The following is a 15,451-nucleotide window of genomic DNA, read 5'->3' on the forward strand; positions in this document are numbered from 1 at the left end:
TCTGCTATTTCGCTGGAGAACCGGTCGGTTCCGGTCCGGGAAACGGGGCGCTTGCGCCCCAGACTGGCCGCATTGTACGGCTCATAAGGGATACGGCTTGGAAGGGCATATCGCGTATCCGGTCTGCCGCCAATCGCCAAAACCAGTCACCAAACCACTTTTCAAGACCGTTTGACCCAGACCGCCTGATGTTGCTCCAGATCGCTTTGCGCAAGAAGGCCACTGCCCTCACCGCCCTCGTCACCGCGGCGGCGATCGCGCTCTTGCCGATGCCGGCGGCGCAGGCGCAGGGCAAGGGGCCACCGGTCCTGCGCGACACCGAGACCGAGCAGCTGCTGCGCGAATATACCCGACCGATCCTGCGCGCCGCCGGCCTGGAGAAGCAGAACATCCAGATGGTGATCGTCAACGAGGGCTCGTTCAACGCCTTCGTTGCCGACGGCCGCCGCATCTTCGTCAATTACGGCGCGATCCTGCAGTCGGAGACGCCGAACCAGATCATCGGCGTGCTCGCGCACGAAACCGGGCATCTGGCCGGTGGTCATCTGTCCAAGCTGCGCGAACAACTCGCCACCGCCCAGACCCAGATGATCATCGCGATGCTGCTCGGCGCCGGCGCGATGGTCGCTGGCACCACACGTGGCAGCAGCGCGGGCAACAACGGGCTTGCCAATGCCGGCGCCGCTGCGATCGCGGGACCTCAGGAGATGATCCGCCGGACGCTGCTGTCCTACCAGCGCCAGCAGGAGGAGAACGCCGACCGCGCCGGCGTCAAATTCCTGACCGCGACCCAGCAGTCGCCGAAGGGCATGTACGAGACCTTCAAGCGCTTCACCAGCGAGAGCCTGTTCGCCGCGCGCGGCGCCGATCCCTATCTGCAGTCGCACCCGATGCCCGCCGAGCGCGTCGCCTCGCTTCAGGAGTTCGCCAGTTCGAGCCCCTATTGGGACAAGAAGGACGACCCGGCGCTGCAGCTGCGCCACGACATGGTGCGCGCCAAGATCTCGGCCTTCATGGAACGGCCGGAGACGGTGTATCGCCGCTATCCGCAGACCAACGACAGCATGCCGGCGCGCTATGCCCGTGCCATCAGCACCTATCTGCACGGCGATCTGCGCAGCGCGCTCGCCCAGATCGACGCGCTGATCCAGGTCCAGCCCAACAACCCGTACTTCTACGAGGTGCGCGGCCAGGCCCTGCTGGAGAGCGGCAAGCCTGCCGAGGCGATCCCTGCCCTGCGCAAGGCGGTGCAATTGTCGAACAATTCGCCCCTCATCGAGATGTTACTTGGGCAGGCTCTGGTTGGAACCGATAATAAGGCCTACACGGACGACGCCGTTCGGATTCTCCGCGCCGCGGTGGCACGGGAGCCCGAGGCCGTGCTCGGCTATACCCAGCTCGCGATGGCCTATGGCCGCAAGGGCGACTATGCCGAGGCCGATCTGGCGTCCGCGCAGGCCGCTTACTTGCGCGGCGACAACAAGACCGCCCGCGAGCTCGCCACGCGCGCAAAGACCCGTTTCGCCGTCGGCACGCCCGGATGGGTCAAGGCCGACGACATCGTGGCGGCCAAGCCGTCCCGAAACTAGCTCGACCCGAACGACGCCCGACATCACGACGCCTGACACCACGACGTCACGACCCAAGCCTAAGTCCGTCGGGACGTTTTCCGAAACCTGCTTTGGATAAGAGGATTTGCCTATGCCTTCGCTGCGCCTGCTTGCTCCCGCGCTGTTTGCGCTCGCCATGTTCGGTGCGACCGTGCCCGCGTCGGCCGACAGCTTCTCCGATACCCAGCGCAACGACATCGAGGCGATCGTCAAGAACTACCTCGTCACCCATCCCGAGGTGCTCGAGGAAGCGATGGCCGAGCTCACCAAGCGCCAGGCCGCGGCCGAGACGCAGAAGCACGAGGCCAGCATCGCGCAGAACGCCGACGCGATCTTCAACTCGACGCACCAGGTCGTGCTCGGCAACAAGGACGGCGACGTCACCTTCGTCGAGTTCTTCGATTACAATTGCGGCTACTGCAAGCGCGCGATGGACGACATGCTCAACCTCATGAAGGGCGATCCCAAGCTGAAGGTCGTGCTCAAGGAGTTTCCGGTGTTGAGCCAGGGCTCGGTCGAAGCGGCGCAGGTCGCCGTCGCCGTCCGCATGCAGGATCCCTCCGGCAAGAAATATCTCGACTTCCACCAGAAGCTGCTCGGCGGCCGCGGTGCCGCCGACAAGGCGCGCGCGATCCAGGCGGCCAAGGAGGCCGGCCTCGACACCGCGAAGATCGAGAAGGACCTCGGTAGCCCCGAGGTGCGCGCCACCATCGAGGAGAATTTCAAGCTCGCCGAGGCGATGGGCATGAACGGCACGCCGAGCTACGTGATCGGCAAGCAGATCGTGATCGGCGCCGTCGGCCTCGAGGGCCTCAAGGAAAAGATCGGGGTCGCCCGCTGCGGCAAGGCGACTTGCTAACAAGGCGACCTGCCGATCGCATTCGCGACATCGACCCTCACGCAAGGCCGGCTGAAAAGCCGGCCTTTTCATTGCGCCGAAATCTGGCGCGCGCATTCATCTGGCGTTCAAGAAACAAATACCGCGGAACCGCAGATGTTCCGGAACTCCTGATACCTCCTTTCGTTGTTGGCGCGGGCAATGACGCAAATAAACACGTGAGGAGAATTCAATGTCGAACCGCTTTATGATCTCGGTTGCCGCGCTCGCGCTGGTCGCCGGCACCGGTCTGGCGAACGCACAGGGCACCATGAACCGCGACAGCGGCGGCGGCGCCGGTGCGCAGCCGACGCAGCATTCGCAGCCTTCGGGCGGCGCGGCTGAACGTGGCGCCATGGGCAAGGAAGCTGCTCCCGAGAAGGGCACCGTCGGCCAGGCTGGCGGCGCCATGAAGCCCGGCGGAGCGGCCGAGGAGAAGTCGTCTGGCGCAATGGAGAAATCCGGCGCCATGGAGAAGTCCGGCGGGATGGAAAAGTCCGGCCCGATGAACAAGAACGCGGCTGACGAGAAGGCCGGCGCGACGAAGGGCGAGCACGCCCAGGGTGCGCAGGACAAGTCGAAGAGCACGATGGACAAGTCCCAGATGGACAAGTCCAAGAGCACGGAGACCGACACCAAGAGCGGCAACATGAACGCCCAGACCAAGGGCGCGGACAGCAAGGCTGCCGACACCAAGTCCCAGACCACGACCGGCACCGCCTCGGCGACCGCTTCCGCTCCGCCGCCCGAGAAGCGGACCGAAATTTCCACCGCGATCAAGTCGACCAAGATTGAAGAGACCACCAACGTCAACTTCAACATCTCGGTGGGTGCCGCGATCCCGGCGTCCGTTCGCTTCCACCCGCTCCCGCCCCGGATCGTCGAAATCTATCCGGAGTGGCGCGGCTATGACGTGATCTACGTCCGCGGCCAGTACATCATCGTTCGTCCGCAGACGCGCGAGATCGTCTACATCATCGAAGGCTAAGCCTTTGGGCTGACGCTCCCATGAGCCCTTGCCGAGAGATCGGCAGGGGCTTTTGGCACATGGGGGAGCCCCCCCGCCCGGCGGGCCATGCTTCGAACTGGTTAACAAGCAATTTCCGTAGCTTCCGCACAGGTTTTTGCACCCTGGATGAGGTGCCTGAAGGCCCCCGGGAGGCCCTTCAAGGCTTCCCCTGACGCGCTTTGTTACCTATAACCCCGCCACGCCGAAGCACCTCCGCCGGGATTTGAATGGCTGAACCTGCAACCGACACGATCCTCGTTCTCAACGGGCCGAACCTCAACATGCTGGGGACGCGCGAGCCCGAGAAGTACGGCCATGCCACGCTGGCCGACGTCGAGACGCTGTGCCGGGAGACGGCCGCGGCGTTCGGCCTCAAGGCCGACTGCCGGCAGTCCAACCGCGAGGGCGAGTTGATCGACTCCATCCACGAGGCGCATGCCCGCAAAATGAAGGGTATCATCATCAACGCCGGCGGCTATTCGCACACCTCGATCGCGCTGCACGACGCGCTGCTCGCGGTGCAGATCCCGACCGTCGAAGTGCACGTAACCAATATCCATGCCCGCGAGAGTTTCCGCCACCACTCCTACACCGCACGCGCGGCGTTCGCCTCGCTCTGCGGCTTCGGAATCGAGGGCTACCGCCTCGCCATCCAGGGCCTTGCCGCCAAGCTCGGCATCAAGCCCAAAGCCTGACGCTCCCTCCTCACACAGAACATTCGGATAAAGAACATGGCGCGCCAGCCAGACGACAAAGCAGCCGCAAAATTTTCCAGCGATGATTCCGCGCTCGTCCGCGAGCTCGCACTCCTGCTCGACGAGACCAGCCTCACCGAGATCGAGATCGAACGCGCCGGCCTGCGCCTGCGCGTCGCCCGCAACATCAGCGTCGCGGCGACGATGCCGGCGCCGATGGCGCACGCAGCGCCCGTGGCGGTCGCCACAGCCGCCGCACCTGCGGCTACCGCGCCCGACCTGTCGAAGCATCCGGGCGCCGTGACATCCCCGATGGTCGGCACCGCCTATTGGGCGCCGGAGCCCGGCGCGAAACCATTCATCGAGGTCGGCAGCAAGGTCTCGGTCGGCCAGACACTGCTCATCATCGAAGCCATGAAGACGATGAACCAGATCCCCTCGCCGCGCGCCGGCACGGTGACGCAGATCCTGGTCGAGGACGGCCAGCCGGTCGAGTACGGCGAGCCGCTCGTTATTATTGAGTGAGGGAGTGGCGAATAGCGAGTAGCGAATAGCTGCTCCGCCCCATTCGCCATTCGCTATTCCCCATTCGCCCCCTGAGGCAAAATGTTCGACAAGATCCTCATAGCCAATCGCGGCGAGATCGCCCTTCGCATCCTGCGCGCCTGCAAGGAGCTCGGGATCGCGACCGTCGCCGTGCATTCGACCGCCGACGCCGACGCCATGCATGTGCGCCTGTCGGACGAAAGCGTGTGCATCGGCCCTCCGCCGTCCAAGGACAGCTATCTCAACGTGCCCGCGCTGCTCGCGGCCTGCGAGATCACCGGCGCGGATGCCGTGCATCCCGGCTACGGATTCCTGTCCGAGAACGCGCGCTTCGCCGAAATCCTCGGCGAGCACAATCTGCATTTCATCGGCCCCAAGGCCGAGCATATCCGCCTGATGGGCGACAAGATCGAGGCCAAGAAGACCGCCAGGAAGCTCGGCATCCCCGTGGTGCCCGGCTCCGACGGCGCGGTCGGCCCCGACGACGACGCGATGGCGATCGCAAGGAAGATCGGCTTTCCCGTGCTGGTGAAGGCGGCAGCCGGCGGCGGCGGGCGCGGCATGAAGGTCGCGCAGAGCGAGGCCGACCTTCAGGTGGCATTGTCGACGGCGGCCAACGAAGCCAAATCCGCCTTTGGCGATGCATCCGTCTATCTCGAGAAATATCTCCAGAAGCCGCGCCACATCGAAATCCAGATCCTCGGCGACGGCCGCGGCGGCGCGATCCATCTCGGCGAGCGCGATTGCTCGCTGCAGCGCCGTCACCAGAAGGTCTGGGAGGAAGGCCCCTCGCCCGTGCTGGCCGCGGCGGCGCGCGCCAAGATCGGCGAGACCTGCGCCAAGGCGATGCGCGAGATGAAATATCTCGGCGTCGGCACCATCGAGTTCCTCTATGAGGACGGCGAGTTCTACTTCATTGAAATGAACACCCGCATCCAGGTCGAGCATCCCGTCACCGAGAGCATCACCGACATCGACCTCGTGCTGGAGCAGATCCGCATCGCCGCCGGCGGCGATCTGCCGGCGAAGCAGAACGAGATCCAGATCATCGGCCACGCGATCGAGTGCCGCATCAACGCCGAGAACCCGCAGACCTTCCGGCCTTCGCCGGGCCGCATTACGCAATACCACCCGCCGGGCGGGCTCGGTGTCCGCATCGATTCCGCGGTCTATCAGGGCTACACTATCCCGCCCTATTACGACTCCCTGGTCGGCAAGCTGATCGTGCACGGCAAGACCCGCGCCGAATGCCTGATGCGGCTGCGCAGGGCGCTGGACGAGATGGTGGTCGAGGGCATCGAGACGACGCTGCCGCTGTTCCGCGACCTGGTTCGCGAAGACGACATCATCAACGGCGACTACCACATCCACTGGCTGGAGCAGTACCTCGCCGGCAAGGCTGACCCCGCCGCGAAATAACTTCAGCTGCCCATGGAACTCGGTGGCCTGAATCGCGTTCTCGATCGTTGGGACGGTTCCAAGGGGGCGTGTTGAACTCCACGAGCGTAACGAGGCGAGACCGTCGTGACGGCTGAGGCGCAGCGGCGGCGCGCGTTGTGGCATGTCCTGCTGGTGACAGCGGGGCTTTTGGTGTTGACCGGGATCAGCGCCGGCTCGGTCTATCTCGTCAACAAGGCGAGAGACGACAACAAGCGGGTCATTCACACCATCGAGGTGGAGAACCAGCTCAACACTCTGTTGCTTGAAATCCGCCGGGCCGAAAGCGGCGCTCGCGGCTTTCTGCTGACGCAGGGGGAGACTTTCAAGACCGACCACGAGAAGGCCGTCGCGGCCATCCCTCCTGTCCTCGACCGGGTCACGCGCCTGACCAGCGACAATCCGGTGCAACGTGACAGCATGGAGAAGCTGCACACGGCCATCGATACCCGTCTCGGCCAATTCGCACAGGAAATGGACTTCATCCGGCAGGGACAGCCCGACCGGGCTACGGCGCTTGTCCGCGAGGCCGCCGCTGTGGACACCACGTCCGCGATCCGCCGCGCCGCGGGCGCAATGATCCAGGAAGAGGAGCGGCTGTTCCGCCTTCGCTCGACGAACGCCGACCGTAGCCAGACGTTCGCTGCGTCGATGACGGCCATCGGCTCCGCCCTGGTCGTGCTGCTGGCGCTGATTTCGACCTGGCTGGTACGACGTTCTGCGCAGGCCCGCGACGAGGCCGAGACGCGGCTGCGCGACGCCAATCTCAACCTGGAGGCCATCGTCGACGAGCGCACGGCTGACTTGCGCGAAGCCAACAACGAGATCCAGCGCTTTGCCTATATCGTCAGCCACGATCTGCGCTCGCCTCTGGTCAACATCATGGGCTTTACCAGCGAACTCGAGGAGCTCAGCGGCGACATCTTCCGCCGCATCGGCGGGCTCACCCAGGCCGCGACCGGCGGGCCGCCGCCGCCGGCTGCCGGCGAGATCGCGCTCGAAGGCCCCGACAAGCAGCTTTCGACGGATTTCTCCGAAGCGCTCGGCTTCATCAAGTCGTCGATCGCCAAGATGGACCGCCTGATCTCGGCAATTCTCAATCTCACCCGCGAGGGCCGGCGCGAATTCGAGCCGGTGAAGATCGACACGCGCGAGCTGATCGAGGCGATCGTGTCGACGTTGGCGCATCAGGCCTCCGAGGCCCAGGCCGAAATCCATGTCGAACCGCTGCCGAATATCGTCAGCGACCGCCTTGCGCTGGAGCAGATTTTCTCCAATCTGATCGACAACGGGATTAAGTATCTCAAGAACGGCGTTCCCGGCGAGATCGGAATCCGGGGGCGCACCAAGCTCGGATACGCTATCTTCGAGATCAGCGATAACGGCCGCGGCATCGACCCGAAGGATCATCAGCGGATCTTCGACCTGTTCCGGCGTGCGGGAACCCAGGACAAACCCGGTCAGGGCATCGGTCTTGCGCATGTGCGTGCACTTGTGCGCCGCCTCGGGGGCACCATGTCGGTATCGTCGGAACTGAATACGGGCAGCACCTTCACCATTACGCTGCCGATCAACTGGAACGCCAGCAACCGGAACTCGGACCAATGACTCTGCCTGTCAGCATCATCATGATCGAGGACGACGAGGGACATGCGCGGCTGATCGAGCGCAACATCCGCCGCTCCGGCGTCAACAACGAGATCATCCCCTTCACCAACGGCACCGATGCGATGAAGCACCTGTTCGGCGCCGACGGCAGCGGGCTCGCGCAGAAGGGCAACGCGCTGCTGATCCTGCTCGACCTCAATCTTCCCGACATGACCGGGATCGATATCCTCAAGCAGATCAAGGAAAACAAATATCTGAAGGCCTCGCCCGTGGTGGTGCTGACCACGACCGACGATTCCCAGGAAATCAAGCGCTGCTACGAGCTCGGCTGCAACGTCTACATCACCAAGCCGGTCAATTACGAGAATTTCGCCAACGCCATCCGGCAGCTCGGTCTGTTCTTCTCGGTCATCCAGGTCCCGCCCGCCGCCTCATGAACCAGCGCACGCCCACATTGCTCTACATCGACGACGACGCGGCGCTGGCACGCCTGGTCGATCGCGGCCTGACGCGGCGCGGCTACAAGGTCGTCCATGCCGCCAGCGGCGAGGAAGGCCTCGAGCAGATCCGCCGCGCGCAGATCGAGGGCGGCATCGATGTCGTGGCGCTCGACCAGTACATGCCCGGCCTCGACGGGCTGGAGACACTCGAGCAGATCATGGCGATCGCGGGCGCGCCGCCCGTGGTGTTCGTCACCGCCTCGCAGGATTCCAGCATCGCGGTCACCGCGCTGAAGGCGGGCGCGTCCGACTATCTCGTCAAGGACGTCAGGGGCGACTTCATCCCGCTGCTCCACGTCGCCGCCGACGGCGCGCTGCGCCAGGCCGAATTGCAGAAGGCGCGCGAGGAAGCCGAAGCCGAGATCCACGCCTCGCGCGACCGCTACGCGGCGCTCGCCGCCGAACGCGAGCTCTTGCTGCGCGAGGTCAACCACCGCGTCGGCAACTCGCTCCAGATCATCGCCTCGCTGCTGCATCTGCAGGCAAGCTCCGCCGGCCAGGACGAGGTCAAGGCGGCGCTCACCAATGCGATGGGCCGCGTCGCCGCGGTGGCGCAGGTGCACCGCCGCCTCTACACCTCGCAGGATCTCAAGAGCGTCGTCCTCAATCAATATCTGGACTCCCTGCTCGAGGATTTGCGCCGCTCGGCCGAAGGCAACCGGATGTCGCGCCTGACGGTGAAGGCCGAGGCGATCGAGATCGATCCGGACCGCGCCGTCGCCGTCGGCATCATCGTCAACGAGCTGGTGATGAACGCGGTGAAATACGCCTATCCCGACGGCGCCGGCCCGATCCATGTCGAGCTGACCTCGCAGGGCGACGATCTGCTGCTGTCGATCGCCGACGACGGCGTCGGCGACAAGGTCAAGGCCGATCCGCGCTCCACCGGCATGGGCCAGCGCATCGTCGCGGCGATGGCCACCAAGCTGGATGCCACCGTCGAGCGCGACCCCGCCCATTCCGGCACCCGCATTCTCCTCAAGTTCCGCCGCGTGCCAACGACGCCCGACCGGGCGAGCAGCGCCGCGGCGAGCTGACCCGCGATTGCACGGGGTTCCTCACCATCGCAACCCCACCGCGATCCTGCTATTGTTACGAACCATGACTTCGCGCGACTCCGCTTCGTCTGAAATCACGCCGGCCGTGCTGCTGCGGGCCTATGCCTGCGGCATCTTTCCGATGGCCGAAAGCGCCGACGATCCGACCCTGTTCTGGGTCGAGCCAGAATTGCGCGGCGTTATCCCGCTCGCGGGATTTCGCGTCGCCTCGCGGCTCGCGCGCACCGTGCGTTCGGATCTGTTTCGCGTGACCGTCAACACCGCCTTCAAGGCGACCATCGCCGGCTGCGCCGCGCCGCAGGCCGGACGCGAGGACACCTGGATCAACAAGCGCATCCGTGACCTCTATGGCGGCCTCTACGACCTCGGCCATTGCCACAGCGTCGAGGCCTGGCAGGGCGACGATCTCGTGGGCGGGCTCTACGGCGTCAGCCTCGGACGCGCCTTCTTCGGCGAGAGCATGTTTCACACCGCGCGCGATGCCTCGAAGGTCGCTCTGGTGCACCTGGTCGCGCGGCTCATTCATGGCGGCTTCGAGCTGCTCGACACGCAATACGTCACCGAGCATTTGAAGAGTTTTGGCGCGGTCGAGATTCCGCGGCGGCGCTACACAGCGCTGCTCGACAAGGCGCTCGCCGGCGAGCCCGGCGATTTCCTCAGGCTCGCGGACGGCGCCGCGATCCCGGGCGCACGCGCGCTCGAGATCATCGCTTCACGGCAATAAGTCAGAGAGCCTAGCGGCCGAACCCGGGAATACCGAACAGACCCGGACGCTGCTCCGGCGGCGGAGGCGGCGGCGGCGCCGGTTGCTGCTGCTGGATCGGCGGCAAGGGCTGCGGCGGACGCTGCTGCACGGCCTGCCTGGGCGCGGCCTTCTTCTGCGCGGGCGGCGGCGGTGCCATGGCCGGCTTGTTCGCGGGATCTGGCGCCGCGGTCGCAATGGTCTGCTGCGGCTCTTTGCAGTCGGTCAGCCAGATGTCGTAGATCGGGTGCTCGACGCCGTGCAGGCCCGGGCTTGCCGCATACATCCAGCCCGAGAAGATGCGCTTCACTTCGCCCTGCAAGGTGATCTCGTCGACCTCGACGAAGGCGTCGGTATTGGCGGCTTCCGTCGCCGGCCGCGTGTAGCAGGCATTGGTCTTGACCCTGAGCGCACCGAACTGGACCGTCTCGCCGATATCCTCGTCGAAATTGATGATGCGCCCGGTGATCTTGTCGAGGCCGGAGAAGGTCGCCTTCTTGTTCACGATCTTCTGGGCCGGCGGCTCGGTCACGACCTCATCGCCCGGCTGCAGGCTCGCGGGCGTCTGCGGCACCGGCCCGCCCTTCTGCTGGGGCTGGCGCTGACCGGGCCCACCCGGGGCGCCCTGCGGCGGCGCGACCGCGACGGGCGGCACCTGGTTCGGCGGCGCGGCAGTGGAGCCCGGCGGCGGCGCCAGCGGCTGGGACTCGACCGGCCCCGGCATCACGTTACCCTGCCGTCCCGGGGGCGGCGCCATCGGGCGCGACGGCAACACGCGGCCCTGCGGCGGCAGCGCGGGGACCTCCTCGTCGTCCTCATCGGGCATCTGCGGCTGCGGCTGACCACGCGGAATCGCGCCGGGCGGCCGCGGCGGCGGATCGGAGAAGATCGTACCGATCTGCGCCTGCGCGGGCGTCGCAACCGTCAATGCGGTGGCGGCCAGAAGCGCCGCAAGACCTGTCAGGGTAAAGGTTCGAACCATTGTCTCGCGCGGCTTCAACAGCGAATCGGGCTTGCTGGACATTCTACAGGGGATACCGCCGCTCGCAGGCCATCCGGTTAACACGGCGAATACGGCGGGGAAAGGGCGGCATTCCTGCCCTGCCCGCCGCCATCTGGCCAGAGCGGCGGCCGAATGGGATAGTCGGCAAGCTCCTCCCCGGGGCCGAGGCGGGCATCGCCCCCGAAAATTGCGTCCAACGATAACCAGAACCTCAAGGGTCCCTCCCCATGCCCGTCGTGCTCGATCCCGATGCCGCCGCCGTCTACAAGGCCTTCCAGGAGGCCGGCCGGCCCGCCTATGAGAGCCTGACCGCGGACGAAGCGCGCGCCTATTACGCGCAGGCGCGCTTTGCCACCAATCCTGACGCCCCGGAGCTGGCGCGCGTCGCGCCGCTTGCGATCCCGGCGCCGCACGGCACGATCCCGGCACGCATCTATGTGCCGAAGCAGCCACGTCTGCAGCATGGCCTGTCGCCCGCGCTGGTGTTCTTCCACGGCGGCGGCTGGGTGATCGGCGATCTCGATTCCCACGACGTCGTCTGCCGCCAGCTCGCCGACGCTGGCGCGTTGATCGTCATATCGATCGACTATCGCCTCGCGCCCGAGCACAAATTTCCGGCCGCCGCCGATGACGCGATCGCCGCTACGAAATGGATCGCCGCCAACGCGCGCGAGCTCGGCATCGACGCCGCGCGCCTCTCGATCGGCGGCGACAGCGCCGGCGGCAACCTTGCGGCCGTCGTCGCGCTCGCCGCGCGCGACGGTAATGGTCCAAAAATCGCCGGCCAGGTCCTGATCTATCCGGCCACCGATTTCGCCATGACGCACGGCTCGCACAGCGAGCCCGAGACCAGCGTACTGTTGACGCATTCGGTGATCCGCTGGTTCCGCGATCACTACCTCAACGGCGCCGCCGACATCCACGATTGGCGTGCCTCGCCGGCGCGCGCGACAAACCTTGCCGGCCTGCCGCCGGCCTATGTGCTGACCGCCGGCGCCGATCCCCTGCGCGACGAAGGCGACGAATATGCCGCGCGCCTCAAGCAGGCCGGCGTGCCCGTCGCGTACAAGCACTATCCCGGCCAGTTCCACGGCTTCTTCACGATGGGCAAATTGCTCCAGCAGGCCAATGTCGCCGTCAGCGAGATCGGCGCGTGGCTGAAGGGATTGGGCTGACGCCGCCGTCCCGCATGTCGTCCGTTCTTCAAACCATCTTCGCCCTCCCCCTGCGCGCACTGACCTGGCTCGGCAGCCAGGGCACGCGTGCGGTGGCCGCCGTCGTGTTCGTCGCCATGGCGGTCCCGCCGCTGGGCGTGCTGCTGCGGCCCTACATCACCGAAGCCATCTTCGTTCTGCTCTGCATCTCCTTCATGCGGGTCGATCTGGCCGCGCTCCACCACCATCTGCGCCGGCCGGCGCTGGTGGCGACCGCCACGGTCTGGACCACGATCGGCGTGCCGCTGATCGTCGGACTGATCGCCCATGCCACCGGGCTCACCAGCCGCTCGCCCGACCTGTTCCTCGCGCTGATGCTGCAGGGCATGGCCTCGCCGATGATGGCCGCTCCAGCGCTGGCCGCGCTGATGGGCCTCGATGCCACGCTCGTGCTGGTCACGCTGGTGGCTTCAACCGCGCTGGTGCCATTCACGGCCTCGCTGTTCGCAGGCCTCTTCCTCGGCGACATGCTCAGCATCTCGCCGCCGGCGCTCGGCCTGAAACTATCGGGCATCCTCGCCGCATCGCTGCTGGCCGCGACCTTGACCCGATGGACATTCGGCGCGGAGGCGATCCAGCGTCACAAGAAGCCAATCGACGGCTTCAACATCATCATCCTCCTGGTCTTCGCGGCCGCGATCATGGGCGATGTCGCAAGCGACCTCGTGGCTCAGCCACTGTTCACGATCGGCCTCGCGGCGCTGTCCTTCGCGATCTATTTCACGCTGCTCGCCGTGACCACGCTGCTGTTCCGCCGCATCGGCTACGAGCGCGCCCTTGCGCTCGGGCTGATGGTGTCACAGCGCAATCTCGGCCTGATGCTGGCCGCGACCGCCGGCGCGCTGCCGCCGACCACCTGGCTCTATTTCGCGATGACACAGTTTCCGATTCATCTGGCGCCATACATGCTGATGCCGATCGCGCGGCGGCTGACGGCGCGGGCCGACGCGCCTGTGGCGGCGGCTGGCGGCTCGGCCTTGTAGACGGCCCGAGTTGTCACAACTGGGAATGGCCCCACCTTTACGTAAGGCCACTCTCAATCTCGAGACCTAACCGCCACGTCCTCCCCGGTTCTCGTACGTCTACGAGTTCGCGTCTCATTAATCGCTTTCGAGAAGTCGTTGATCAAGTCTCGGATCTCGGGTGCAAGGTCGGCTGCATTCACGACCCGTATCAAATAGGGCGGCCTGAGCGCATTCGTCCCAGCGCCAAAAATCGAGTCCAAGAATGCACCTACGACATCCCCGTGCCATGCCGGTGCCCCCAACGCAGCTTTGAGCGCCAAACGAAATCGTGAGGGCTTGCCCAATTGCGGGCGTCAAGTTCGATCGTCTTCATGCGCGTCCACCGAAGCTCGACGAATGCGCCCTACCCCGCCCGCGCCGCGCGCCTCAGCGCCTGCGGCGGCTGACCAAACGCGCGGATGAAAGCGCGGCGCATGCGCTCGGGATCGCCGAAGCCGGTCGCCTCTGCAACGAGCTCGATCGCCTCGCGCGAGGACTGCACGCGCTCGCGTGCGACCTCGATCCTTAAGCGCTCGATCGCCTTCGAAGGCGTCGTGCCGGTCTCCGCGGCGAAGGCGCGGGCGAAATGTCGTGCACTCATGCCGGCGCGGTCGGCGAGATCTTCCACCGTCAACCGGGCATCGAGATTCTCGCGCGCCCAGGACAGCAGCGCGCCGAAGCGGCCGTTCGGCGTCTTCAATTCCAGCAGCGAGGAGAATTGCGACTGGCCGCCGCTGCGGCGGTGATACAGCACGAGCTGCCGCGCAGCCTGCCGCGCGATCTCCTCGCCATGGTCCTCGGTGACCATCGCCAGCGCGAGGTCGATGCCGGCGGTGATGCCCGCCGACGTCCAGACATTGCCGTCGTGCGTGAAGATCTGGTCCGGCTCGAACTTCACCTTCGGGTAGCGCGCGACGAAATCGCGCGTGCGTCCCCAATGCGTGGTGGCGCGGCGGCCGTCGAGCAGGCCCGCCTCGGCCAGCACATAGGCGCCCGAACAGACGCTGGCGACCCGCACGCCGCGCTTCGCCAGCCGCTGCACGAAGGCGCGCGTGACCTCGCAGCGGGCCGCATCCGCCACGCCCGCGCCACCCGCGATGACGAGTGTCGTGATCGCATTCGCCGACTTGAAATCCCGCGCCATCATCTCGACGCCGGACGAGCTGCGCACCAGTCCCGCGTTCAGCGCCAGCACCTTGATCCCGGTCGTCGTCTTGCCGCTGGCGCGCGCCGCGATCTCGAACACCGAGATGGGACCTGCCGCATCGAGCAACTGGAAATCGGGGAAGATCAGGATGCCGATCATGGTCATGTCCGAAAGTGAGGGAATTACGCCATTTTGGACAGAATGGCATCATGACAGGCTGCACCCGTCAAGCTCATAGTTGGAGGCTCTCATGTCGTCACCGCTCCAGATCGGACTTTTGGTGTTTCCGCGCGTCACCCAGCTCGACTTCACCGGGCCGTTGCAGGTCTTCGCGATGGTTCCGGGGGCAAAGCTGCACCTGATCTGGAAACGGATCGAACCGGTGCCGAGCGATTCCGTGATGACGCTGACGCCGACCACGACGTTCGCCGACTGCCCGCAGCTCGATGTGATCTGCGTGCCCGGCGGCGGCGGCACCAACGATCTGCTCAATGACGAGGAGGTGCTGGATTTCCTGCGCAAGCAAGCCGAGGGCGCGAAGTACGTCACCTCGGTCTGCACGGGATCGCTGGCGCTCGGCGCCGCCGGCCTGTTGAAGGGCTACCGCGCAGCGACCCATTGGAGCGCAATGGAGATGCTCAGCCAGTTCGGCGCGACGCCGACCAAGACGCGCGTCTGCGTCGACCGCAACCGCATCACCGGCGGCGGCGTCACCGCGGGAATCGATTTCGCGTTGACGCTGGTGTCGATCCTGGTCGACCGCACCACGGCGGAAGCGATCCAGCTCCAGATCGAGTACAACCCCGCACCGCCGTTCAATTCCGGCTCGCCAGACACGGCGCCGGCCGAGGTGCTGGCGCTGCTCAGGGAACGCGGCGCGCAAAACCAGGCGCGCCGCCTCGAGGCGGTGAAGCGCGCGGCCGAGCGGGTGATGTAGCCTCCGCTCTCCTGTCCCGGACGCGGTGCAGCGCTACTCCAGTGGTGCCCGCCCCAACAGAAAG

At 65.9% G+C, this 15,451-nt stretch carries 15 protein-coding genes; 13 read left to right on the top strand and 2 right to left on the bottom strand.

Features of this window, described 5'->3' with window-relative positions:
- Positions 1-188: 188 nt before the first annotated feature.
- From WHZ77_RS18460 to aat, 10 genes are all read left to right on the top strand, one after another.
- The gene (locus WHZ77_RS18460) at positions 189-1,589 is read left to right on the top strand and encodes a M48 family metalloprotease (RefSeq protein WP_375309240.1); all 1,401 of its coding nucleotides are present in this window, start codon (positions 189-191) and stop codon (positions 1,587-1,589) included.
- A gap of 112 nt (positions 1,590-1,701) precedes the next feature.
- Entirely contained in the window at positions 1,702-2,469 is a 768-nt protein-coding gene (locus WHZ77_RS18465; protein ID WP_375309241.1) for a DsbA family protein, read from the top strand.
- A gap of 211 nt (positions 2,470-2,680) precedes the next feature.
- The gene (locus WHZ77_RS18470; protein ID WP_375309242.1) at positions 2,681-3,475 is read left to right on the top strand and encodes a DUF1236 domain-containing protein; all 795 of its coding nucleotides are present in this window, start codon (positions 2,681-2,683) and stop codon (positions 3,473-3,475) included.
- Between the two features lie 248 nt (positions 3,476-3,723).
- Positions 3,724-4,191 (top strand): type II 3-dehydroquinate dehydratase, encoded by a 468-nt coding sequence (gene aroQ / locus WHZ77_RS18475; protein ID WP_375309243.1) that lies wholly within the window; start codon positions 3,724-3,726, stop codon positions 4,189-4,191.
- 36 nt (positions 4,192-4,227) lie between these two features.
- Positions 4,228-4,716 carry an acetyl-CoA carboxylase biotin carboxyl carrier protein gene (gene accB / locus WHZ77_RS18480; protein WP_375309244.1) on the top strand — a complete coding sequence of 163 codons (489 nt, stop codon included), beginning with the start codon at positions 4,228-4,230 and terminating at the stop codon, positions 4,714-4,716.
- Positions 4,717-4,797: 81 nt separating this feature from the next.
- The gene (gene accC / locus WHZ77_RS18485; protein ID WP_375309245.1) at positions 4,798-6,156 is read left to right on the top strand and encodes an acetyl-CoA carboxylase biotin carboxylase subunit; all 1,359 of its coding nucleotides are present in this window, start codon (positions 4,798-4,800) and stop codon (positions 6,154-6,156) included.
- A 105-nt stretch (positions 6,157-6,261) separates the two neighbouring features.
- Positions 6,262-7,782 (top strand): CHASE3 domain-containing protein, encoded by a 1,521-nt coding sequence (locus tag WHZ77_RS18490; RefSeq protein ID WP_375309246.1) that lies wholly within the window; start codon positions 6,262-6,264, stop codon positions 7,780-7,782.
- Positions 7,779-8,219, top strand: a complete 441-nt coding sequence (locus WHZ77_RS18495) for a response regulator (RefSeq protein WP_151641869.1) — start codon at positions 7,779-7,781, stop codon at positions 8,217-8,219. Before WHZ77_RS18490 ends, WHZ77_RS18495 begins: the two co-directional genes overlap by 4 nt.
- Complete coding sequence (locus WHZ77_RS18500) at positions 8,216-9,319, top strand: sensor histidine kinase (protein ID WP_375309247.1); 1,104 nt, start codon at positions 8,216-8,218, stop codon at positions 9,317-9,319. The genes WHZ77_RS18495 and WHZ77_RS18500 overlap by 4 nt, the downstream gene beginning before the upstream one ends.
- Positions 9,320-9,383: 64 nt before the next feature.
- On the top strand, positions 9,384-10,064 hold the full coding sequence (gene aat / locus WHZ77_RS18505; protein ID WP_375309248.1) for a leucyl/phenylalanyl-tRNA--protein transferase: 681 nt from the start codon (positions 9,384-9,386) through the stop codon (positions 10,062-10,064).
- A 10-nt stretch (positions 10,065-10,074) separates the two neighbouring features.
- Here aat and WHZ77_RS18510 read toward each other — a convergent pair whose 3' ends face one another.
- The gene (locus tag WHZ77_RS18510) at positions 10,075-11,106 is read right to left on the bottom strand and encodes a DUF2155 domain-containing protein (RefSeq protein ID WP_375309249.1); all 1,032 of its coding nucleotides are present in this window, start codon (positions 11,104-11,106) and stop codon (positions 10,075-10,077) included.
- A 206-nt stretch (positions 11,107-11,312) separates the two neighbouring features.
- On the opposite strand from WHZ77_RS18510, the gene WHZ77_RS18515 reads away from it, so the two are divergent.
- Both WHZ77_RS18515 and WHZ77_RS18520 read left to right on the top strand, forming a co-directional pair.
- Complete coding sequence (locus WHZ77_RS18515; protein ID WP_375309250.1) at positions 11,313-12,260, top strand: alpha/beta hydrolase; 948 nt, start codon at positions 11,313-11,315, stop codon at positions 12,258-12,260.
- Positions 12,261-12,274: 14 nt separating this feature from the next.
- Positions 12,275-13,282, top strand: a complete 1,008-nt coding sequence (locus tag WHZ77_RS18520) for a Na+-dependent transporter (RefSeq protein ID WP_375314760.1) — start codon at positions 12,275-12,277, stop codon at positions 13,280-13,282.
- Between the two features lie 385 nt (positions 13,283-13,667).
- Here the strand turns inward: WHZ77_RS18520 and WHZ77_RS18525 are convergent, their stop codons facing one another.
- Positions 13,668-14,609, bottom strand: coding sequence for a GlxA family transcriptional regulator (locus WHZ77_RS18525; RefSeq protein ID WP_375309251.1), 942 nt, complete (start codon positions 14,607-14,609; stop codon positions 13,668-13,670).
- 91 nt (positions 14,610-14,700) lie between these two features.
- Between WHZ77_RS18525 and WHZ77_RS18530 the strand changes: the two genes are divergently transcribed.
- Positions 14,701-15,387, top strand: coding sequence for a DJ-1/PfpI family protein (locus tag WHZ77_RS18530; protein ID WP_375309252.1), 687 nt, complete (start codon positions 14,701-14,703; stop codon positions 15,385-15,387).
- Positions 15,388-15,451: the final 64 nt, after the last annotated feature.

Source organism: Bradyrhizobium sp. A5 (assembly GCF_042076515.1).
Lineage (GTDB): Bacteria > Pseudomonadota > Alphaproteobacteria > Rhizobiales > Xanthobacteraceae > Bradyrhizobium > Bradyrhizobium cosmicum.